This is a genomic window from Pseudomonas sp. GW821-FHT07F05, assembly GCF_059418765.1.
On record NZ_JBWKQL010000001.1, the window covers coordinates 1 to 20,231 of the forward strand.

The window sequence follows — 20,231 nt, forward strand, 5'->3', positions numbered from 1 at the left end:
GGGACCATCCTCCAAGGCTAAATACTACTGACTGACCGATAGTGAACCAGTACCGTGAGGGAAAGGCGAAAAGAACCGCGGAGAGCGGAGTGAAATAGATCCTGAAACCGTATGCGTACAAGCAGTGGGAGCCCACTTTGTTGGGTGACTGCGTACCTTTTGTATAATGGGTCAGCGACTTATTTTCAGTGGCGAGCTTAACCGAATAGGGGAGGCGTAGCGAAAGCGAGTCTTAATAGGGCGTCTAGTCGCTGGGAATAGACCCGAAACCGGGCGATCTATCCATGGGCAGGTTGAAGGTTGGGTAACACTAACTGGAGGACCGAACCGACTACCGTTGAAAAGTTAGCGGATGACCTGTGGATCGGAGTGAAAGGCTAATCAAGCTCGGAGATAGCTGGTTCTCCTCGAAAGCTATTTAGGTAGCGCCTCATGTATCACTGTAGGGGGTAGAGCACTGTTTCGGCTAGGGGGTCATCCCGACTTACCAAACCGATGCAAACTCCGAATACCTACAAGTGCCGAGCATGGGAGACACACGGCGGGTGCTAACGTCCGTCGTGAAAAGGGAAACAACCCAGACCGTCAGCTAAGGTCCCAAAGTCATGGTTAAGTGGGAAACGATGTGGGAAGGCTTAGACAGCTAGGAGGTTGGCTTAGAAGCAGCCACCCTTTAAAGAAAGCGTAATAGCTCACTAGTCGAGTCGGCCTGCGCGGAAGATGTAACGGGGCTCAAACCATGCACCGAAGCTACGGGTATCATCTTAGGATGATGCGGTAGAGGAGCGTTCTGTAAGCCTGTGAAGGTGAGTTGAGAAGCTTGCTGGAGGTATCAGAAGTGCGAATGCTGACATGAGTAACGACAATGGGTGTGAAAAACACCCACGCCGAAAGACCAAGGTTTCCTGCGCAACGTTAATCGACGCAGGGTTAGTCGGTCCCTAAGGCGAGGCTGAAAAGCGTAGTCGATGGAAAACAGGTTAATATTCCTGTACTTCTGGTTATTGCGATGGAGGGACGGAGAAGGCTAGGCCAGCCTGGCGTTGGTTGTCCAGGTTTAAGGTGGTAGGCTGAAATCTTAGGTAAATCCGGGGTTTCAAGGCCGAGAGCTGATGACGAGTGTTCTTTAGAACACGAAGTGGTTGATGCCATGCTTCCAAGAAAAGCTTCTAAGCTTCAGGTAACCAGGAACCGTACCCCAAACCGACACAGGTGGTTGGGTAGAGAATACCAAGGCGCTTGAGAGAACTCGGGTGAAGGAACTAGGCAAAATGGCACCGTAACTTCGGGAGAAGGTGCGCCGGTGAGGGTGAAGGACTTGCTCCGTAAGCTCATGCCGGTCGAAGATACCAGGCCGCTGCGACTGTTTATTAAAAACACAGCACTCTGCAAACACGAAAGTGGACGTATAGGGTGTGACGCCTGCCCGGTGCCGGAAGGTTAATTGATGGGGTTAGCTAACGCGAAGCTCTTGATCGAAGCCCCGGTAAACGGCGGCCGTAACTATAACGGTCCTAAGGTAGCGAAATTCCTTGTCGGGTAAGTTCCGACCTGCACGAATGGCGTAACGATGGCGGCGCTGTCTCCACCCGAGACTCAGTGAAATTGAAATCGCTGTGAAGATGCAGTGTATCCGCGGCTAGACGGAAAGACCCCGTGAACCTTTACTATAGCTTTGCACTGGACTTTGAATTTGCTTGTGTAGGATAGGTGGGAGGCTTTGAAGCGTGGACGCCAGTCTGCGTGGAGCCAACCTTGAAATACCACCCTGGCAACTTTGAGGTTCTAACTCAGGTCCGTTATCCGGATCGAGGACAGTGTATGGTGGGTAGTTTGACTGGGGCGGTCTCCTCCTAAAGAGTAACGGAGGAGTACGAAGGTGCGCTCAGACCGGTCGGAAATCGGTCGTAGAGTATAAAGGCAAAAGCGCGCTTGACTGCGAGACAGACACGTCGAGCAGGTACGAAAGTAGGTCTTAGTGATCCGGTGGTTCTGTATGGAAGGGCCATCGCTCAACGGATAAAAGGTACTCCGGGGATAACAGGCTGATACCGCCCAAGAGTTCATATCGACGGCGGTGTTTGGCACCTCGATGTCGGCTCATCACATCCTGGGGCTGAAGCCGGTCCCAAGGGTATGGCTGTTCGCCATTTAAAGTGGTACGCGAGCTGGGTTTAGAACGTCGTGAGACAGTTCGGTCCCTATCTGCCGTGGACGTTTGAGATTTGAGAGGGGCTGCTCCTAGTACGAGAGGACCGGAGTGGACGAACCTCTGGTGTTCCGGTTGTCACGCCAGTGGCATTGCCGGGTAGCTATGTTCGGAAAAGATAACCGCTGAAAGCATCTAAGCGGGAAACTTGCCTCAAGATGAGATCTCACTGGAACCTTGAGTTCCCTGAAGGGCCGTCGAAGACTACGACGTTGATAGGTTGGGTGTGTAAGCGCTGTGAGGCGTTGAGCTAACCAATACTAATTGCCCGTGAGGCTTGACCATATAACACCCAAGCAATCTGCACAAAGACGGCAGATTGCGGTGTGTGAAGACGCATGAAGACGAAAGTTTGCGAACGCACAAGCTGTACCCTGATCACATACCCGATTTGCTGAAGCGTTCGAGAGAACGAGTCAGTACCCGAATTTCTTGACGACCATAGAGCATTGGAACCACCTGATCCCATCCCGAACTCAGCAGTGAAACGATGCATCGCCGATGGTAGTGTGGGGTTTCCCCATGTGAGAGTAGGTCATCGTCAAGATTAAATTCCGAAACCCCATTTGCGAAAGCAGATGGGGTTTTGTTTTTGGGTGCGGAAAAGTTATTTGCCCAGCCAACAGCCAACAGCCAACAGCCAACAGCCAACAGCCAACAGCCAACAGCCAACAGCCAACAGCCAACAGCCAACAGCAAGCAGCCAATAATCAGCGCCCATAAAAAAGCCCCGCATCACTGCGGGGCTTTCTGCTACCAGGCGACTTACTTACTCGCTTAGCGTTTCAACTGCTTGGGTCGCTTTTAACGGAGTAGCCCCATCACGACGTTGAATGTACTTCCAGTCTGCTTCGTCGATGTAGATCCCGGCTGGCCCACTGCCGCCTTCCAGGTCAATGGCCACATGTGCCGACACTTGAGGCTTAACACTTGCCAGAATCGGTACAAAGCCCAGTTGCAGGCTAGTTTCCAGCAACGCTGCCTGGTTTCTTTCATCAATGTCAGCGGCTTCGTCGAGGTAGTAGGGCAGACGAATCCGTCCAGCCTGCTCGCGATCCATCAGGTGCAGCAAGAGGTACATGTTGGTGAGTGCCTTGATGGTCATCGTCGTGCCGTTTGACGCTGCCCCATCGATGTCGGTGTGGATAACCGGCTGGCTGTTAACCTTGGTGATCTCGAACGCGAGTTCGAACAAGTCCTTCAAGCCGAGCTGGTTGTGGTTAGCTGCAACCAGGCGAGCCAGATACTCTTTGGCTTCCTCGTTCTTGTTGTCCTGCTCGGCGCTCTGGCTCAGATCAAACACCGACAGTGTCTCGCCCTCTTCGTACTGACCGGCGCTGTGGATGATCTGGTCGATGTGCTTGAGCGCTTCCTTGTTCGGCGCGAGCACAATGCGGAAGCTCTCCAGGTTGGAAACCTGCCGGCGGTTAATCTCCCGGTTGAACAATGCCAGTTGGTGCTCGAGGCTGTCGTAGTCGCTGCGGATGTTGCGCAGCGTCCGAGCGATGTCGGTCACAGCGGCACGACGTGCCTTACCCAAAGTTAGCGCTTCATCAGTCCGGTGAGCGTAAGCGTTTATCAGCAGTTGCAAACGCCGCTCCATGTCATCTTCGCTGTCGAACTTGGCGACACCTTTCAAACGCACCTGCGCGTACAGCGCTTCGATCTGACCATCGCAGCGCAACAGGCCCTGCCAGCTGTCCTGATAATCATTGAGCAGTGGCAGCAAGTTCTCCAGCGAGTCATCAACCGGCTCCATGAACGGCGTGCCAAATGGCAGATCGGTCGGGAGCAGCTGACGACGACGCAGCGCGTCATCCAGCGTGCGTTGCTTGGATTCGAGATCGCCGATCTGACGACCGATCAGCTGCAGCTTGGCCGACAGTTGTTGAACGCGCTCGGTGAATGCATCACTGGAGCGCTTGAGCTCATCCTGCGCCGCTTCCATCTGGGCCAACTGCTCAAGCTTCTCGCCCTCTTCGGCGCTCAATGTTTGAGCGCGGCGGAAGTCTTCGAGCGCCTTCTGCGCGTCCAGCACCTGTTGATACAACGCTTCAGTCTGGGTTTTGCTCGCCGCACGGTCGGCCGCGACAGCTTGTTGAGTCTTTAGCTGCTTGAGTTCCTTCTCCAGGCGTTCCTTCTGATCACGCAGCGCGGCGCGATCGGCCAGCGCCTGGAGGGCAGGTGGCTCGATGTTCGACAGGTTGACAGTCAGGCCGGGTACTTCAAAGCGTTCGCCCTTGAACCCATCGAGAATCGCTTCGAGGGATTTGACCCATGCATCGCCATCATCCAGCGCGATGCCTTGCTCGCCCAGTGGCAAGCTGAACAGCGCGCTGTTGAACAGGCGCATAAGACGCTCTACATCAGGCTGCGAGAACTCTTCGCGGAGGCGGGCATAACTGTTGTTGTCCGCATGATCGAGCTGTTGCTTGACTGATTTCAGGCGTTTTTCCAGATCGCGCAGGCGCTCATCCAGATCCTCGGCGCTGAATTGGCGCGACTGTGCGAGAGCACCGGCCAGTTCATCGTGGGCGTCTTTTGCAGCCAGTAACTGTTGTTCCAGGACTTTAACGTCGTCGACCAGCGCGAAGCGGTTCTTCAACACCGCCAATTCGCCGATCCAGCGCTGGATGTTGCTGATCTCACGCTCCAGTCGCATCAGCTCTTGAGTGCTGCCCCGCTGGTCGTTCTGCAGCGAATCCTGTTCGTTACGGTAGTGCTCGCTTTGGATGACCAACTCTTCTTTGCGCGCGTTGGAGTAGTCCTGCCATGTGCCCAGCAACGAGTCGAGCAATGGCGACAGGCGATGCAGCTTGCCGCGGAGGATGTCGCGCTGTCTCACGCCATTGGCCAACGCTTCAACCAGCGGCCCGGCGAGCACCAATGCGTTGTAGTCCTGCTCCATGCGTCGTACGTCACGGAAGGCTTCTTCACACGCGGCGATGTAATCGACGCTGCCGGAACGCAGGCTGTGCTCAAACGCGTCGAGAAACAGCTGCTTCAATTTGGCAGCGGTGATCTCGCGCATGTGCAGCAAGTTGATGAACAGCGCCCGGAACGTTTTGAGGCTCTGCTCACTGGTCGAGCGCAGGGGAATCAGCGTCAGGTCCAGCGGGATCGACGTATGGCCACCGACCAGCAAACGGCGCAGTTCATCGGGCTTGAGCTCATAGGCTTTCAGGCCCTGGCTTTCCAGATTGGCAAACAGCTCTTTCTGGCGCAGGCAGGTGTCGTCCTTCTGGTAGTGAGCCAGGTCCAGCTTGCCGGCATAGGCGAAGAACTGATGACCGAAACCGCCGCCCGGGCCTCGACCGACCACGCCAATCACATGGGGGCCGTGGGGCAGGGAGACTTCGACGAGGATGTAGCTGGTATCAGAAGCGAAATAGAACCGACGCGATTGATCGAGGCTGTATTTGCCGAAGCTCATGTCCGACATGCGCGCCAGAATCGGGAACTGCAGAGCGTTGATCGACGCACTCTTGCCCAGGTTATTCGCGCCGTAGACCGATAGCGGATGCTCCAGTGGAAACAACCCGAGGCTGTAACCGGCCGTGTTCAGCAGCGCAAAGCGGCGTATGCCGTAGCGTTCCTGGCTCATGCGTCATGCTCCTGTTCTTCAGCGATCGCCCGGGCTAGCGCTTGCTCTTCGGTTTCTGCGGATTCATCGAATTCGGTGAGGTCCAGCGGGTCGTCCGTTTCCAGCAGTCGCTCATCGCTGTCTTCGTCGATCAGCACCGGGGCCGGCAACGGCAGTGCGCTGTGCAGGCTGGCCGCCAGATCACGGTCCTGCTGCACGGACAGGCAGACGTCGAGGAAGCGATGCATCGGCGGCAGGAAGCGATAAATGCCTACTTCTTCGGCGGCGAATCCCAGCTGGGTCATGCGGCGCATGATTTTTTCTTCCAGCTCTTCCTGGGTCTGGACCTCAGCTTGCAGGAACAGATCGCGGTACTTTTCCAGCAGCGAGGGCAATTCGTCACGGCCCAGGCTGCCGCCATCGAGCACGGCGACCGGATCGCGGCCCTGGTCGGCCAAATGCTCGACGAGGATGAATGTGAACAGCGCCAGACGTTGCGCGGTCTTGTTGACCTGCGCGGCTGCCAGATCAGGCACGAAGTAGTAGAACCCACGAGTGTCGCAGACCAGCTCGAAGCCCAACGCCTTGAACAGGCCGCGGTACTGGTCCTGCAGATTGGACAGTTGCGCGTACAGCTCGGGATCGCGGCGGCTGACGTGGTAGCCCTTGAACAGCTCGCGGAAGATCGGCGCCAGCTGGGTCATTTCGGATAGATCAAGATGCATGGGCAGTGCCCTCGGAATTCTCTGGGGTGGCGTCTTTGCTCGAGAGCAGGGCGAAGGAGCGCAGGCTGACGCGGTGCTCCTGGGTCAGGTATTCGCGGCGCTCAAGGCGCTCGCGCTTGAAGCGTTTGTCTCGCGACAGCCGCGAAAACCAATACAGCAATTCATCAGTCGCGCCGGTGGGCTCCTGTTCCAAAAGCCAGACCATCAGATCCGGCATCGGCAGGGCGTCTTCGCAGCGTTCGACCATTTCCCTGACCGTACGCGGTGCACGCGGCGGCTCGCCCTTGCGGGTGATATTGGCCTTGGGAAAGCGTGCTGGTTTCGGCTCGAAGCGCGCCAGTGCATACACGTACGCTTCAACCTGGTTGGCACTGCCGAGGAACGTGCTTTGCGGGCGGGTGAACATCGGCATCGCCGCTTGTGGCACCGCGTCTAGCCCTCGTCGACGAATCGCCGACAGCGCGAGGGCAGCACCGCGCGTCACGGCGTTGTGGCGACGCGCTTCTTCACGCAGTGGCAGCAGCAGTTCACGCGCGTGGCGCAAGGTCAGTTGCGCGCTGGTCTGCATTTCGAGGATGCGTGCATGGGTGCGCAGGAGCATGTCGTCGTCAACCAGATGACCGAGACGTTGCTGATCGGTGAGCATGCGCAGCAGCACGTTCTCGACCTTGCGCACGCCCTGTTCGAAGGCGCCATCGGCGTTCACCAGCTGGATCATCGGCTCCACGTATTCATCCCAGGTCGCCAGCACTTCCGCGTAACGCTGACGCAGCGGAATCTGCCGGTCACTGGTCTTGGCGCGTTCGGCCACGGACACAAGGGCCTGTTCGTCATTGGCGAGCTTCTTCAGGACGTCGCGTACGCGCATGTCGAGCAGGCGCAGTTGCCGCGCGAGGTCATTGGCGTCCCGGGCGTCGAAGGCTTCCTGTATATAGCCGGCCAGCCGTTCGAGGTGGCGCAGGTACGCTTCGATTTCCAGGCATAAGCCCAGCCGATGCTCGCGGCGCAGGTACGAGAGGAAATCGTGTATCTGCGCGTTCAGCTCGAAACGGTTCGGGCTTTTCGCCACAGGTACCAGAATGTCGAGCCGTATCCAGACGTCCAGCAAAGTGGTGATGTCCTGGGGCGTGCTTTCCAGTTGCTGGGCCGCCAGCTGTAAACGCAGTTCGCTCAGGCTCAGAGTGCCCTGGTCGAAGTGCTCGCAGAGTGGCTCGAGAAGCGCCCAGTGTTCGGCAAGGGCGCGCAGGACGCGCTTAGGTTCGATCATCGGATGGTCGCTGACTGGCAAATAAAAGCGGCGATTGTACTGCATCGCCGGGCTCGTTTTTCACCCTCAGTCGATCAACAGCGGCGTGAAGCGGTGAAGGCCTGTAGAATCTTTCGCCTGACTTTATCCACAGGTAGCTGACCTTTGCTCAACGAGCCTCGTCGTCGCGCTTATCTGACCGCCATGCAGGTGGTCAGCTGGCTGCCGCGCACTGAATTGCCTTTTGCTGCGCCATCGCGTCCCGAATTGCTTGCGCCGGTGCCGCAGCTTGAAGAGGCGCCTGCGCCGATTATTCAGGCGGATACGCCTCGCGCGCCGGATCGCGATTCGCCCTCCGTCGCGCCGACACCCGTTGCGCGTACCGTCGAGCGGCCAAAGATCGAAATCCCTCGCCCCTCCAGCGCGCCCAAGCCAAAAGTGGTGCAGGAGGAAGAGGCCGCACCGGCCGTGGTGAAAGCGCCGGTTGCGCCGCCGCCACGTTTTGCCCTGCAACTGCTGCGCGCCGGGAGTTGCCTGTTGCTCGTGGAGTTGGTGACCGGCGAGCCGTTCCAAAGCCGCGACCCTTCCTATCTGTTGCTCAAAGACATGCTCCGCGCTGCCGGTCTGCCGGACAGCCCGCAGATCATCGGTGAGCCTGTGCGCTGGCCGCTGCTGGTGCGTGGGCAAATGGATCAAGGGCCCGAAGCAGCGCGGGATTTCGTGCAGGGTTTTCTCTACGCCCGCGTCGAGGAACAACCTTGCACCTGCCTATGGCTGATCGGCCTTCCGGCGCTGCGTTTCGCGGCTGAAACGGATGCTGAATCTTACAATCTTGAACTCCAGGTCGATGGCCTGGGGTTAGCCTGGGCGCTGCCGGGTCTGGAACTGTTGATGGACGAGCCGCAGCGAAAGGCCGAAGTGTGGCGCTCCATGCGTCAATTGATGGGCCGTTGGAAGACCGTAGATGAATGACGCAGTAACGTTTCGCCGCATGACCGAAGCTGACCTGGATGCCGTGCTGAAGATCGAATACGCCGCTTTCAGTCATCCCTGGACGCGGGGCATTTTCATCGATGCGCTGAAGTCATACGAAGTATGGCTGATGTTCGAAGGCAGTCAGCAGGTGGGGCACGGGGTGATCAACGTGATCATCGATGAAGCGCACTTGCTCAACATCACCGTTAAACCGGAGAGTCAGGGCCGTGGTTTGGGGCTGATGCTGCTGGAACAGCTTATGAAGCGCGCTTACGAGATCAATGGCCGGGAATGCTTTCTTGAACTGCGAGACAGCAACCGGTCGGCCTATCGTTTGTATGAGCGCTACGGTTTCAACGAAATAGGTCGCCGTCGGGACTACTACCCGGCAGTGGGCGGGCGTGAAGACGCGATCGTCATGGCATGCACGCTGTTTGAATAATCCGAGATTGGTGTGTGGGGCGAACAAGGTTCGCCCCCACATAAGTCGAGCCAGTGATCAAACGCCAGGCTTGCCGTCCAGCGGATCAAGAATGGCCATTTCTTCTTCGTCCAGACCATCCCCACCGCCGATGTCATCTTCATCAACGATGCTCAAATCCAGGTCAGCCGGGCCATCTTCACCTGCTTCACGGGGACCGCGCGCACCGTCTTCCCGGATCAATGTTTCAGGGCTCATGTCGTCATCGGTCGGGTTGTGATCTTCGGTGGATGCACCGGTCAGCCCTGCCTCACGTACGCGTTCATCAGGGATCAATGTGTCTAGCTCATCTTCGGGAATCATGTCGCCAATGCGCCCGCTCGGCTCATTGTTGTCGTTGAAGTTGAGCTCTTCCATCGATCCCATGCGGTCTTCGTTGTCATCGATGGGCTCGGGTTGAGTGGCATCGAATGGACGGCGTGAATCGTTCATGGCAAATCCTCAATAATGTCGGTCCTAATGGGTGGACCGGACGACATGGCGAAGATTCCATCCGGTTCCTGATCGGTCGTCGCTGGTCGGTCGATCTTCCCGCGTGACCCGAAGCGCCGAGCCCCAGTCATAGCTGAGCATCATTTCCGAGGCATCAACGCATGAACGAACTACAAGACTTGATCGACAACAACGAACGTTGGGCTGCCGCCATCAAGGAAGAAGACCCCGAATTCTTTGCCAAGCTGGCCCGCCAGCAGACGCCGGAATTCCTATGGATCGGTTGTTCGGACGCCCGTGTCCCCGCCAATGAAATCGTCGGCATGCTGCCAGGCGATCTGTTCGTGCACCGCAACGTGGCCAACGTCGTGCTGCACACAGACCTCAATTGCCTGTCGGTGATTCAGTACGCAGTCGACGTGCTGAAGGTCAAACACATTCTCGTCACCGGTCACTACGGGTGTGGCGGCGTGCGTGCTTCGATGCAGGATCGCCAGTTCGGCCTGATCGACGGCTGGCTGCGCACCATTCGCGATCTGTACTACGAAAACCGTGAGCTGCTGGCCAAGCTGCCGACTGAGGAAGAACAGGTCGACCGGCTGTGCGAGCTGAACGTGATTCAGCAGGTCGCCAACGTTGGCCATACCAGCATTGTGCAGAACGCCTGGCATCGCGGGCAGAAGTTGTCGGTCCACGGCTGCATCTACGGCATCAAGGACGGGCGCTGGAAAAGTCTGAACGCGACCATCAGCGGGCCGGAGCAATTGCCGCCACAGTATCGCTTGCGTCCGCAGGGGGAGTGATCGGGTAGGGCAAGCGTCCATCAAAATTGTGGGCGTGAGCTTGCTCGCGATAGCGTTAGTCCAGTCACATCGATCTGAGTTAAAGACGTCGCGAGCAAGCTCATTCCTGCAGGATCGTTGTGTTAGAGCTGAGCGCTCTTCATTTCCGGCAGCGGCTTTTGCAGCTGCTTGATCTGCCGCGACACTTCACCCGTCCGGCACTTCGCTGCTGCCTGATCCGGCGTCAACTTGCGCACTGTGGTGAAGAACAGCTTGCAGGTCTCAACCTTGTTGGTCACCTGCCAGTTGGTGGTGCACTGCTTCAACAGCGCCGCCGGGTCGTTTGTCGGTTTCTGGCCCATGCCGGCTTGCCAGCACGCCGCGCTCAGGTCCTGGCCCATGACCTTCAAACCGGCCTCATCCGCCTTGGTTTCGTCCCCGCCGTAATTGCTTTTGTCCGCCGCATTCCAGATATAGCTTGGGTGATTCGAACCCAGCACAGGGACGCTTTGCCCGCCTGCCGGACTGATGCTCGCCAGACCCAACACCGGGACGGTGACGTTGTATTGCTGCTTGAGCCACGCGCGCACCGGCGCACCGAACGCGACCATCGGCAGCGATGTGCCCGCCGCGCTTTGGGTCAGCTGCTTGACCATGTTGGTCTGGTAATCGGTGAAGTAGCTGTAGACGTTCTCGAGGTCCTTGCCGGCGTTGGAGGGCGCAGCAATGGGCGCGATGTCGATGATGGTCTGATAAGCAGGCGTCTGCTCCTTGGGAATGCCGTTATCCGTGAGCAGCTCGGACCAGCGGTCGGTAGTGGCCGAGAACAGATAGTCCTGAGCCTGAGTCAGCGAGTAGTCCGGCGGGAAATGCAGCAGCTCGACGCTCTTGCGATTTTCCAGCGCCATGCCCAGCGGCAAAAACAGATACCAGTTGTAGGCGAACTTGTTATCGGCGTTGAGTTTGCTTGCGCCAGCGTAGGCCAGGTCGCCTGCGTCGAGCAGCGCTGAAAGCGGTTTGTCGTAGCCGTCCGGCACGCCGGTGATGTCGGCGTAGATCACGTCGTTGTCGTTGTGCACCGCAACCTTGGCCGCGGCGTAACCGTCACGCTGGACGCTTTGCGTGAGGTAGTGCTCGACGGTCTGTTCCAGCGTCCAGTTTCGGAAGCAGATGATATTGCAGTTGTTCGGGTAGGCGAACAGGTGTGTGACGCGTTCCTTGCTCCCCAGTTTGACGTTGACGTCGGCCTGAGCGGTGAGGCTCAGCGTCAGCGCGGTAAGGGCGATGCTCAATGCGGCTGTTTTTTTCATGCTCATGTCCTTGTTGGCGTAGACACCCCTCTGCGTGGGTGGTGTTTCGATGATGAAACACTTGGACATGACTGGGAATGGGCAACGATGGCTGCGGGGCCATTTTAATGGCGCGCTCGTTAAAGCACGAACCGCTGAACCATCGTGTTCAGGTCGGTGGCCAGCATCGAAAGCGCATTGCTCGCCACCGTGGTTTGCTGAGCGCCCGACGCCGATTGCGACGACAGATCGCGAATGCTGCTCAGGTTGCGGTCAACTTCGTTAGCCACTTGCGCCTGTTGTTCGGCGGCGCTGGCGATCAGCGTGTTCCGGTCGCTAATGGTCGACGTTGCGCTGATGATGACGGTCAGTGCGTGACCGGTTGCAGCGGCCTGCTCCAGGGTCAGATTGGCCTGGGCAGCGGTGACGCGTAGCGTTTGCGCGGTCTCCTGAGTGCTTTTCTGTACATCGTTGATCAGGGTTTCGATCTCGGTGGTCGACGCGCTGGTGCGTTGGGCGAGAGAGCGCACTTCATCGGCGACCACGGCGAACCCGCGGCCTGCTTCGCCTGCCCGTGCGGCCTCGATGGCGGCATTCAGTGCAAGCAGGTTGGTCTGGTTGGCAATCGCGCGGATGACTTCGAGAATCTTGCTGATGCTCAGCGTGCGCTCGGCCAAACCGTCGGCCTGGTGAGAAGAATCCAGAACGTTGTCGGTCAGCTCCTTGATCGAATCAATGGTGCCAGTCAGGCGCAGACGTCCTTCAGCAGCGGCTTCGTTGGACGCCTTCGACTCGCTCGACGTGCTGCTGGCGTTGTCGGCAACTTCTCCGGCAGCCTGACTCATCTGATTCACGGCAACTGCCGCCTGTTCGATCTCATCGTTCTGCAATTGCAGGTTCTTCGCGCTGGCCTCTGCAATCGCGCCCATTTCGTGGACCGACTGGCTCAACTGGCCCGCTGCAGCGTAAATCTGATCGATCGTGCCATGCAGATCAGGGTCTTCAGCAATTGAGCCGTTTCGTCCTTGCCTTCCGGAATCGGCTGCGGGCTCAGATCGCCTTGAGCAATGGTGCTGGCGATATGCAGTGACTGACGCAGGGGACGAATGATGCTCAGGCTCAATCGCCACGCCAGCAGCAACGTCAGCACCAATGCCACCACGATGGCGCTGACGGCAATGATTCGGGTCTGCTGGAACCGCGCGCCGGCCGCGTCGACGGTGCCCGCCGCACTTTGCTTATTCAACTCGCGCAGCAACTGCACCTGCATGTCCATCAGGTCACCCTGCAGGCTCAGCATTGTGTTGAGGAGCATGCGCGCGTCGTCGAGTTTGCGTTGTTCGATCAGCGCGATTTCGTCGTGCAGCCCTGGCATGAAAGCGTTATAGGCATCTTGCAGGGCCTTGATGGAATCCCGCTCGGTGCTGTCGGTGGCATGGGCGAGATAATCGGCGAAGCCTTTTTCGACTTCGTTCTTCAGTTGCTCGACATTGATCTTGCTGGTCACCACTGCGCCGGGGTCGTCGGCATTGGCAATCAGCCTGGCGCTCTCGCCGCGCAACTTGATCAGGTCGATGGCGATCGCGTCGGCCATGGCGATACTGGGCAGCGACCCGCTCTCAACCGCTTCGCCCTGATCGCGGATGCTCTGCATCTGCAACAGGCAGAACACACCGAGCGCCACCAGCAACAGCGCGGTCACGCCGAAGCACAGCACCAACCGCTGGGTAATCCTGAAACGACGCAGGAATGCAGGTTTGGAGGAAGGACGGACTACACGACGCAATAACCTTTTCACTGCCACCCATCCCATCGACGAAAACACCGGAGAGATGGTTATAGAGGTGTTCCGTGATGTCTTTATGACATTGCTGGAGATGTTTCGGAATTGTTGCGGTACGGTCAGATGATGCGATTGAAAATGATGTGAGGGGGTAGTCGGGTGGGCAATGTCAACGCTGTTTGTGGGATAGGTCTCTGCGAGTCTCGGCGGCCTTGTTGAGTTATTTTCTGTACATACAATAATTCAATGCAGACAATCTTCGACATCGCAAAACGCGACATCAGCCTTCTTAAGCGTGGCCTCGACTTTGGGGATGCCGGCTTGGTATTCGCCGGCAGACATTTGACCGGCGAAGATTGCCGGCAGGATCACGGGGAGGCCCGCTACATCACGGTTGGTCTGTTGTCAGAACGTATGGTGGTCCTGGTCTGGACACCGCACGGCGCGGCTCGCCGATCATTTCCATGAGAAAAGCCAATGAGCGCGAACAAAACCTCTACCGGCATCGACTGGGTTGATCCCGACGATGCACCCGAATTGTCCGATGCATACTTCGATCAGGCTGATGAAGACGTGGGTGATCAGTTGGTCAAGCGTGGCCGACCACGTGCTGTGGCTGTGCGAGAGCGGATTACCATTCGCTTGGAGCATGGCGTGGTGGAGCAATTCCGGGCGTCAGGACCGGGCTGGCAGACGCGAATGAATGCCGCGCTGGTAGACTGGCTAAAAACCCATGAGCCGTCCGAAATAGCGCTATGACCTTCCAGGCCCCCTAAGCACCAATCTCCTCCATAAACTCCATCAAGAACCGCTCCGCGCGTGCATGCCTGACCTGCGCCATGTGGCGCCCCGTGGCCGTTTGAAAGCCCTGCGCCAAAGTGAATATCTTGGTGGTGAAGTGATCGACGGCAAAGCGTTTGTCGTCCAGGTCGCGCTGTTGCGCCTGGGGGTCGGCGGGGTCGTAGAGGTGGCTGCCCATGCGCCCGGACACGTAGAACAGCCGTGCCACGCCGACCATGCCGAGGGCGTCGAGACGGTCGGCGTCCTGCAGGATCTTCGCTTCCAGCGAGGTGGGCGTGATGTCGGCGGAATAGCTGTGGGACTCGATAGCGTGGGCAACGGCCTGGGTGCGCTCTTCTTCCCAGCCCATCTCTGCGAGCAGCTCCGTCGCTTTTGCCGCTGCCAGACGCGAGGCGCTTGAGCGAAACGGCGAGTTCTTTTCCACGGAGACGCAGTCGTGGAGCAGGGTTGCGGCAAGCAGGATTTGATGATCGCCGCCTTCGGTGTTGCGAATAGCGCAGACGTTGGTCCAGACCCGGTGCAGGTGGGATACGTCGTGGGAGCCGTCGAGCCTCTCCGCCACGGTGTGGGGAATCAGCAGGTCGGCGAGGGACTGAAAAGGCGCGAAGGAGAGGGCGGTCATGGATCATCCTGTCGATGTCGGCGGACGGTGCGCCAGCATACAGATTGACCCGCGCCTGCGCAGCCGGTTCGCAATGGCGGTCGCGGACCTCTGCCACGCACGTTGCGCAGCAGAGATCAGTGAGCCGTCGCGACGCTACATCACTGGCCTTTCATTGCCGCCGTCAGCTTGTCCACGTTGTAACGAAACATCGCCACGTAGGTCGCCGCCGGGCCGTTTGCAGGTGACAGCGATTCCACATACAGCTCGCCGCCCGGGTGCGCGCCGCTGGCTTTTGCGATCTGTTGCACCAGACGCGGGTCGCCAGAGTTCTCGAAGAAGTAGGCGCTGACGTGCTCCTGCTTGATCTGTTGGATCAGCTTGCCAACGTCAGCTGCCGAGGCTTCGGTTTCAGTGGAAAAGCCCAGTGGCGAGAGAAAGGTCACGCCATAGGCATCGCCGAAATAGCCGAAGGCGTCGTGGGACGTCAGCACCTTGCGCTGTGCGACCGGGATGGCGCTGATCTGCGCGCGGGCGTAGGCATCCATATCCTGCAGCTGGACGATGTATTTCTCACCGTTGGCTTTGTAATCGGCGGCATTGTCCGGGTCGGCTTTCTGTAAGGCCTTGATGATGTTTCTGACGTAAACGACGCCGTTTACCGCGCTGTTCCAGGCATGGGGGTCGGTAATCTTCTTGCCGTCTTCTTCCATGCTGCGGGTCATCATCCCGTCAGACAGCACGATCGGCTGGCCTTTGTAGCCGGAGGCAGTGATCAGCCGATCCAGCCAGCCCTCCAGATGCAAACCGCTGACGAACACCACGTCGGCTTTTTTCAGTGCCTGGGCGTCATTGGGGGTGGGCTCGTAGACGTGAGGGTCGCCGTTGGGCCCGATGAGCGAGGTCACGTGCACGTGATCGCCGCCGACATTGTGCACCATGTCGGCGATGACGGTGAAGGATGCGACGGTCTCCAGGGTTTTTGCCTGGGCGAAGTTGGCCAGGCCCGACAACGCCAGCGCGGCGGTCAGAAGCGTGAAACGTTTCATGGTGGTTTCCTTGCGGTAAGAGAACGATCAGCCGGACAGATGAACCCTCGGGAACAGTCGGCGCACAAAGCCGCTGCGTCCAAAGAACAGTGAGAACCCGTAGAAGGCGCTGGCGGTGAGCACGATGGCCGGGCCCGAAGCGACGCTGGCGTGGTAGGAGACGATCAGGCCGATGAAGCCCGAGAGCGTGGCGACTGCAGTCGAAATCACGATCATGCCGGTCAACGAGCGCGCCCAGAACCGCGCGACCGTGGCGGGCAGCATCATCATGCCGACGGCCATCAACGTGCCCAACGCCTGAAAGCCCGCCACCAGATTGAGCACCACCAGCAGCAGAAACAGCACGTGATATAGCGACCCGCGCCCGCCCACCGCGCGCAGGAAGCCCGGATCGAAGCATTCGAGGATCAACGGGCGGTAGATCAGCGCGAGCAGAATCAAGGTGAATGAAGCGATGCCGCCGACCATGAAAATCGCCTGATCGTCGATGGCCAGAATGGTACCGAACAGCACGTGAAGCAGATCCACGTTGGAGCCGTGCAGAGAAACGATCAGCACGCCGGCAGCAAGGGACGTCAGGTAAAAACTGGCGAAACTGGCGTCTTCGCGCAGCGTTGTGTAGCGACTCACCAACCCTGAGAGCAACGCCACGGCGAGACCTGCGATCAAACCGCCGAAGCCCATGGCTGGCAGTGACAACCCGGCGAAGAGGAAGCCCACGGCGGCACCCGGCAACACCGCGTGGCTCATGGCGTCGCCCACCAGACTCATGCGCCGCAGCATCAGCAGCACGCCGACCGGGCCGGAGCCGATGCCCAGCGCCAGGCATGCCACCAGGGCGCGGCGCATGAAACCGAATTCAACGAAGGGCTGGATCAAGAGGCTATAGAGCGTCACAGCGTTTGCTCCGCATCGGCGTCGCACGGTTGTGCGTCAGGGTTCCAGTGCTCGGCCATGTTCTTGGCGCGGCGCAGGTTGTCGTCGTTGAGGATGTCGGCGGTGTCGCCCCAGGCAATGATTTCTCGCGCCAGCAACAGCGTGCTCGGAAAATGCTGGCGCACTTGCTCGATGTCATGCAGCACAGCAATGACGGTTCGGCCCTGGCCGTGCCAGGTGCGGATCAACTGCAACAAGTCCCGCGTGGTGCGTGCATCGATCGCTGTGAACGGCTCGTCGAGCAGAATCACCGAGGCGTCCTGCAATAACAGCCGGGCGAACAGCACGCGCTGAAACTGACCGGACGACAACGAGCTAATGCTGCGTTGCTCGAATCCTGCGAGACCTACGGCTCCCAGCGCCTCTTGAGCCTGTTGAGCATGCTGTCGCGTGGCGCCCCGGAACGCCCCGATGCTGCGCCAGGCGCCCATCATTACGGTGTCGGCTACGCTGAGCGGAAAGCTGCGGTCGATCTCGGCGGCTTGGGGCAGATAACCAATATGCCGTGTTGCCAACTGATTGCGCTCGACGCGCCCGACCGCGGGTTTGAGCGTGCCGGCGATGGCTTTGATCAGCGTGGATTTACCGGCGCCGTTGGGGCCGACGATCGCCGTCAGGCTGCCCGCCGCGAATCGGCCGTTGGCGTGATGCACCGCTGGCCGGCGTTCGTAGGTCAGTGTCAGGTCATGGAGGTCGATGGCGGCACTCATGGGATCGCCACCGCCCAGGCAACGCCGATCCACAGCAAGACCAGCATGGCGAAGGAAATCAACACGCGTTTGCCGGCCGATTGAGCCAGTGCGGATCTTGCAAGGGAGGAAGGAAGCCGGGAATCGCGTTTCACAAAAAGGACTGCCTGAAATGCTTTGTTATAGTATTACATCACCTTTAGGTTGATCTGCAAAGCGCGATTTGGGCGAAGTTCAGGCAGGCGACAGTTTCCATCACGCTGCGGAGGGTGGCGTTTCCCCGGCGCGATAAACCCTGTAGTTTTCGATCACTTTTCTCTTTGTCAGGATGATCCCCATGAGCGCTTCCCACCGGCGTCCGGTACCCCTCGCCAAATGCTATCGCCTGCTCAACCACGGCCCGACTGTACTGATCAGCGCCGCTCACGAGGGTCAGCGCAACATCATGGCGGCAGCGTGGGCGATGCCGCTGGACTTCCAGCCACCGAAAGTCACGGTCGTCCTGGATAAGTCGGTGTGGACGCGGCAGTTGCTCGAAGACTCGGGCACGTTCGTGATCAACGTGCCGACCCTCAGCCAGATCGATATCGTCGAAACGGTCGGCTCGACCTCAGGGCTGGAGATCTCCCAGGAGCAGGGCCTGGATAAATTCAAGGCTTATGGTCTGGAGACCTTCGCAGGCTCCCACGTTGAAGCGCCGTTGCTGGAAGGCTGCGCGGGCTGGCTGGAATGCCGATTGATTCCCGAGCCGCACAATCAGAGCGCGCATGATCTGTTCATTGGCGAAGTGGTCGCAGCATGGGCGGATGAGCGCGTGTTCTCCGAAGGGCACTGGCATTTCGAGGGGCATGACGCGCTGCGCACCCTTCACCATGTGGCAGGCGGGCATTTTCTGGTAATCGGCGATGGCGTGGATGGGAAGGTCTTGCAGCGATCCGCTGACTGACCCAAACCGGACTGGATAGGACCGCGCCCCTTGGCTGAAGGGGCGCGGCGACGCAGTTTTCAGTTGCCAGGCTGGCGCGCGGCGGGCACCGATGCACCTCAGTCCTTCGACAGTTCGCCGTTCACAAGACGCCAGGTCTTCAACGGATTGCTGGCTTTCAACGCAGGGGGCAGCAGCGAGTCCGGCACGTTCTGATAACAGACAGGCCGCAGGAAGCGATCAATAGCGGTCGCGCCCACCGAGGTGCTGCGGCTGTCGGAAGTGGCCGGGAACGGTCCGCCATGGACCATCGAATAACTCACTTCGACGCCGGTGGGGAAGTCGTTGAACAGAATCCGTCCCGCCTTGCGCTCCAGAATCGGCAGCAGCGCCTGAGCAGTTGCCTCATCGCCATCGTCAAATTGCAGGGTTACGGTCAGTTGACCATCGAAGCTGGCGGCGACCTTCTGCAGATCGGCGACGTCGGTGCAAACGATCAACAACGCGCTTGGCCCGAAGTTCTCGTCTTCCAGCGCAGGGTTGGCGAGGAAGGTGGCCGAGTCGGTACGGAAGAATGCGGGGCGGGCCTGGAATGAACCTTCGGCCTCCTGACCCTCCGCCACCAGCGTCACGCCGGATGCGCTGTGCAGATTATTCAGCCCGTTGCAGTAAGCGCCGTGGATGTTCGGCGTCAGCATGGTGGTCGGCAGTTTCTCGGACAGCGCCTTGGCCGAAGCCGACACGAACGTTTCCAGCGCGTCGCTTTCCAGTGCCAGCAGAATGCCGGGGTTGGTGCAGAACTGCCCCGCGCCCATGACCAGCGATTCGACAAAACCTTTGGCAATGGTTTCGGCGCGGGCCAGCAAAGCGGCCGGCAGCAGGAACACCGGGTTGATGCTGCTCATCTCGGCGTACACCGGAATCGGCACCGCACGCGCTTGAGCCGCTGCCACCAGCGCCAGACCGCCACGGCGGGAGCCAGTAAAGCCCACGGCTTGAATCAACGGGTGGCTGACCAGCGCCTGGCCGACAGCAATGTCTTTGTCGATCAATAACGAGAACACGCCTTCAGGCATGCCGGTGTCGCGCGCGGCTTTCTGGATCACGCGCCCCACCAGTTCGCTGGTCCCCAAGTGAGCCGGGTGCGCCTTGACGATGACCGGGCAACCGGCCGCCAACGCTGAGGCGGTATCGCCGCCCGCAACCGAGAAGGCGAGGGGGAAGTTGCTCGCACCGAACACTGCCACCGGACCAAGGCCGATGCGCCGCAGACGTAAGTCGGCGCGCGGCAGGGGCTGGCGCTGCGGCAGCGCGGTGTCGACCACGGCACCGTGCCAACGCCCATCGCGCAGCAGGCTGGCAAACAGTTTGAGCTGATTGACCGTACGCATCCGCTCGCCTTCAAGGCGCGGCTTGGGCAGGCCGCTTTCGACATGCACGCGTTCGGTGAGCACATCGCCCAGATCGAGAAGACCTTGGGCGATGGCCTCAAGAAAGGTGGCGCGTTGGTCGTCACTCAGTTGTCGATAACTGTCGAACGAAGCTTCGGCCAGTTCGCACGCGGCATTGACGTCTTCCAGCGTGCTGGCGCCAAATGAAGGTGTCAGGGGTTCACCCGTGGTGGCGGCGAGGGCGAACACCTCTCCGGCCTGGCCCCGCACAGCACGTTGCCCGATGATCGTTTCACCAAGAATCTGCATTGCTCAACACCTCTCGAGGGCGGCG

Annotated in this window: 18 protein-coding genes, 2 rRNA genes and 2 pseudogenes; 9 read left to right on the forward strand and 13 right to left on the reverse strand. The window is 59.2% G+C overall.

Going from position 1 to position 20,231, the window contains the following annotated elements:
* Together AC07RO_RS00005 and rrf are read left to right on the forward strand one after the other, a co-directional pair.
* Positions 1-2,494 (forward strand): 23S ribosomal RNA (locus AC07RO_RS00005); the annotation flags it as partial.
* Between the two features lie 146 nt (positions 2,495-2,640).
* Positions 2,641-2,756, forward strand: a 5S ribosomal RNA gene (rrf, locus tag AC07RO_RS00010).
* Positions 2,757-2,978: 222 nt separating this feature from the next.
* Here rrf and mksF read toward each other — a convergent pair.
* Genes mksF through mksB form a run of 3 tightly spaced genes read right to left on the reverse strand, consistent with a single transcriptional unit; the run spans position 2,979 to position 7,784 of the window.
* A complete protein-coding gene (mksF, locus tag AC07RO_RS00015; protein WP_495085004.1) occupies positions 2,979-5,813 on the reverse strand; it encodes an Mks condensin complex protein MksF in 2,835 nt (944 codons plus the stop codon).
* Positions 5,810-6,517, reverse strand: coding sequence for an Mks condensin complex protein MksE (gene mksE / locus AC07RO_RS00020; protein ID WP_122536222.1), 708 nt, complete (start codon positions 6,515-6,517; stop codon positions 5,810-5,812). Before mksE ends, mksF begins: the two co-directional genes overlap by 4 nt.
* The gene (gene mksB / locus AC07RO_RS00025) at positions 6,507-7,784 is read right to left on the reverse strand and encodes an Mks condensin complex protein MksB (protein ID WP_192174971.1); all 1,278 of its coding nucleotides are present in this window, start codon (positions 7,782-7,784) and stop codon (positions 6,507-6,509) included. The genes mksE and mksB overlap by 11 nt, the downstream gene beginning before the upstream one ends.
* A 144-nt stretch (positions 7,785-7,928) precedes the next feature.
* Between mksB and AC07RO_RS00030 the strand changes: the two are divergent.
* The 3 genes and pseudogenes from AC07RO_RS00030 to rimI form a co-directional block, all read left to right on the forward strand.
* Positions 7,929-8,052: pseudogene (locus tag AC07RO_RS00030) on the forward strand (energy transducer TonB); the annotation flags it as partial.
* 80 nt (positions 8,053-8,132) lie between these two features.
* Positions 8,133-8,735, forward strand: a pseudogene (locus AC07RO_RS00035) (energy transducer TonB); the annotation flags it as partial.
* Complete coding sequence (rimI, locus tag AC07RO_RS00040; RefSeq protein WP_237254780.1) at positions 8,728-9,180, forward strand: ribosomal protein S18-alanine N-acetyltransferase; 453 nt, start codon at positions 8,728-8,730, stop codon at positions 9,178-9,180. The pseudogene AC07RO_RS00035 and the gene rimI, both read left to right, overlap by 8 nt.
* 57 nt (positions 9,181-9,237) lie before the next feature.
* Here the strand turns inward: rimI and AC07RO_RS00045 are convergent, their stop codons facing one another.
* Complete coding sequence (locus AC07RO_RS00045; RefSeq protein WP_495009162.1) at positions 9,238-9,651, reverse strand: serine kinase/phosphatase; 414 nt, start codon at positions 9,649-9,651, stop codon at positions 9,238-9,240.
* A 161-nt stretch (positions 9,652-9,812) separates the two neighbouring features.
* Here AC07RO_RS00045 and can point away from each other — a divergent pair, with 161 nt between their 5' ends.
* On the forward strand, positions 9,813-10,454 hold the full coding sequence (gene can / locus AC07RO_RS00050) for a carbonate dehydratase (RefSeq protein ID WP_065991764.1): 642 nt from the start codon (positions 9,813-9,815) through the stop codon (positions 10,452-10,454).
* Positions 10,455-10,576: 122 nt separating this feature from the next.
* Here can and AC07RO_RS00055 read toward each other — a convergent pair whose 3' ends face one another.
* From AC07RO_RS00055 to AC07RO_RS00065, 3 genes are all read right to left on the reverse strand, one after another.
* On the reverse strand, positions 10,577-11,743 hold the full coding sequence (locus tag AC07RO_RS00055) for a hypothetical protein (protein WP_495085005.1): 1,167 nt from the start codon (positions 11,741-11,743) through the stop codon (positions 10,577-10,579).
* Between the two features lie 119 nt (positions 11,744-11,862).
* Positions 11,863-12,651 carry a methyl-accepting chemotaxis protein gene (locus AC07RO_RS00060; protein ID WP_423574095.1) on the reverse strand — a complete coding sequence of 263 codons (789 nt, stop codon included), beginning with the start codon at positions 12,649-12,651 and terminating at the stop codon, positions 11,863-11,865.
* A 17-nt stretch (positions 12,652-12,668) separates the two neighbouring features.
* Positions 12,669-13,520 (reverse strand): MCP four helix bundle domain-containing protein, encoded by an 852-nt coding sequence (locus tag AC07RO_RS00065; RefSeq protein WP_495085006.1) that lies wholly within the window; start codon positions 13,518-13,520, stop codon positions 12,669-12,671.
* Between the two features lie 231 nt (positions 13,521-13,751).
* Here AC07RO_RS00065 and AC07RO_RS00070 point away from each other — a divergent pair, with 231 nt between their 5' ends.
* Positions 13,752-13,973, forward strand: a complete 222-nt coding sequence (locus tag AC07RO_RS00070; RefSeq protein WP_495085007.1) for a BrnT family toxin — start codon at positions 13,752-13,754, stop codon at positions 13,971-13,973.
* A 9-nt stretch (positions 13,974-13,982) separates the two neighbouring features.
* Complete coding sequence (locus tag AC07RO_RS00075) at positions 13,983-14,264, forward strand: BrnA antitoxin family protein (RefSeq protein ID WP_495085008.1); 282 nt, start codon at positions 13,983-13,985, stop codon at positions 14,262-14,264.
* A gap of 13 nt (positions 14,265-14,277) precedes the next feature.
* Here the strand turns inward: AC07RO_RS00075 and AC07RO_RS00080 are convergent, their stop codons facing one another.
* From AC07RO_RS00080 to AC07RO_RS00100, 5 genes are all read right to left on the reverse strand, one after another.
* Positions 14,278-14,928: an HD domain-containing protein gene (locus AC07RO_RS00080; RefSeq protein WP_192174962.1), complete on the reverse strand. Its 651-nt coding sequence runs from the start codon at positions 14,926-14,928 to the stop codon at positions 14,278-14,280.
* Between the two features lie 140 nt (positions 14,929-15,068).
* Entirely contained in the window at positions 15,069-15,956 is an 888-nt protein-coding gene (locus tag AC07RO_RS00085) for a metal ABC transporter substrate-binding protein (protein WP_192174961.1), read from the reverse strand.
* A 27-nt stretch (positions 15,957-15,983) separates the two neighbouring features.
* Positions 15,984-16,853 (reverse strand): metal ABC transporter permease, encoded by an 870-nt coding sequence (locus AC07RO_RS00090; RefSeq protein ID WP_192174960.1) that lies wholly within the window; start codon positions 16,851-16,853, stop codon positions 15,984-15,986.
* Entirely contained in the window at positions 16,850-17,602 is a 753-nt protein-coding gene (aztA, locus tag AC07RO_RS00095; RefSeq protein ID WP_192174959.1) for a zinc ABC transporter ATP-binding protein AztA, read from the reverse strand. The genes AC07RO_RS00090 and aztA overlap by 4 nt, the downstream gene beginning before the upstream one ends.
* A complete protein-coding gene (locus tag AC07RO_RS00100) occupies positions 17,599-17,736 on the reverse strand; it encodes a hypothetical protein (RefSeq protein ID WP_423574088.1) in 138 nt (45 codons plus the stop codon). Before AC07RO_RS00100 ends, aztA begins: the two co-directional genes overlap by 4 nt.
* Positions 17,737-17,918: 182 nt before the next feature.
* On the opposite strand from AC07RO_RS00100, the gene AC07RO_RS00105 reads away from it, so the two are divergent.
* Positions 17,919-18,527 carry a flavin reductase family protein gene (locus tag AC07RO_RS00105; RefSeq protein WP_192174958.1) on the forward strand — a complete coding sequence of 203 codons (609 nt, stop codon included), beginning with the start codon at positions 17,919-17,921 and terminating at the stop codon, positions 18,525-18,527.
* Between the two features lie 98 nt (positions 18,528-18,625).
* On the opposite strand, the gene AC07RO_RS00110 is transcribed toward AC07RO_RS00105, so the two are convergent.
* Entirely contained in the window at positions 18,626-20,206 is a 1,581-nt protein-coding gene (locus AC07RO_RS00110) for an aldehyde dehydrogenase (NADP(+)) (RefSeq protein WP_495085009.1), read from the reverse strand.
* Positions 20,207-20,231 lie beyond the last annotated feature (25 nt).

Bases quoted from the DNA above. Each gene is read 5' to 3' on its own strand.
- mksF (WP_495085004.1), bottom strand. From the start codon at position 5,813: ATGAGCCAGGAACGCTACGGCATACGCCGCTTTGCGCTGCTGAACACG.
- mksE (WP_122536222.1), bottom strand. From the start codon at position 6,517: ATGCATCTTGATCTATCCGAAATGACCCAGCTGGCGCCGATCTTCCGC.
- mksB (WP_192174971.1), bottom strand. From the start codon at position 7,784: ATGATCGAACCTAAGCGCGTCCTGCGCGCCCTTGCCGAACACTGGGCG.
- rimI (WP_237254780.1), top strand. From the start codon at position 8,728: ATGAATGACGCAGTAACGTTTCGCCGCATGACCGAAGCTGACCTGGAT.
- AC07RO_RS00045 (WP_495009162.1), bottom strand. From the start codon at position 9,651: ATGAACGATTCACGCCGTCCATTCGATGCCACTCAACCCGAGCCCATC.
- can (WP_065991764.1), top strand. From the start codon at position 9,813: ATGAACGAACTACAAGACTTGATCGACAACAACGAACGTTGGGCTGCC.
- AC07RO_RS00055 (WP_495085005.1), bottom strand. From the start codon at position 11,743: ATGAAAAAAACAGCCGCATTGAGCATCGCCCTTACCGCGCTGACGCTG.
- AC07RO_RS00060 (WP_423574095.1), bottom strand. From the start codon at position 12,651: ATGGGCGCGATTGCAGAGGCCAGCGCGAAGAACCTGCAATTGCAGAAC.
- AC07RO_RS00070 (WP_495085007.1), top strand. From the start codon at position 13,752: ATGCAGACAATCTTCGACATCGCAAAACGCGACATCAGCCTTCTTAAG.
- AC07RO_RS00075 (WP_495085008.1), top strand. From the start codon at position 13,983: ATGAGCGCGAACAAAACCTCTACCGGCATCGACTGGGTTGATCCCGAC.
- AC07RO_RS00080 (WP_192174962.1), bottom strand. From the start codon at position 14,928: ATGACCGCCCTCTCCTTCGCGCCTTTTCAGTCCCTCGCCGACCTGCTG.
- AC07RO_RS00085 (WP_192174961.1), bottom strand. From the start codon at position 15,956: ATGAAACGTTTCACGCTTCTGACCGCCGCGCTGGCGTTGTCGGGCCTG.
- aztA (WP_192174959.1), bottom strand. From the start codon at position 17,602: ATGAGTGCCGCCATCGACCTCCATGACCTGACACTGACCTACGAACGC.
- AC07RO_RS00105 (WP_192174958.1), top strand. From the start codon at position 17,919: ATGAGCGCTTCCCACCGGCGTCCGGTACCCCTCGCCAAATGCTATCGC.
- AC07RO_RS00110 (WP_495085009.1), bottom strand. From the start codon at position 20,206: ATGCAGATTCTTGGTGAAACGATCATCGGGCAACGTGCTGTGCGGGGC.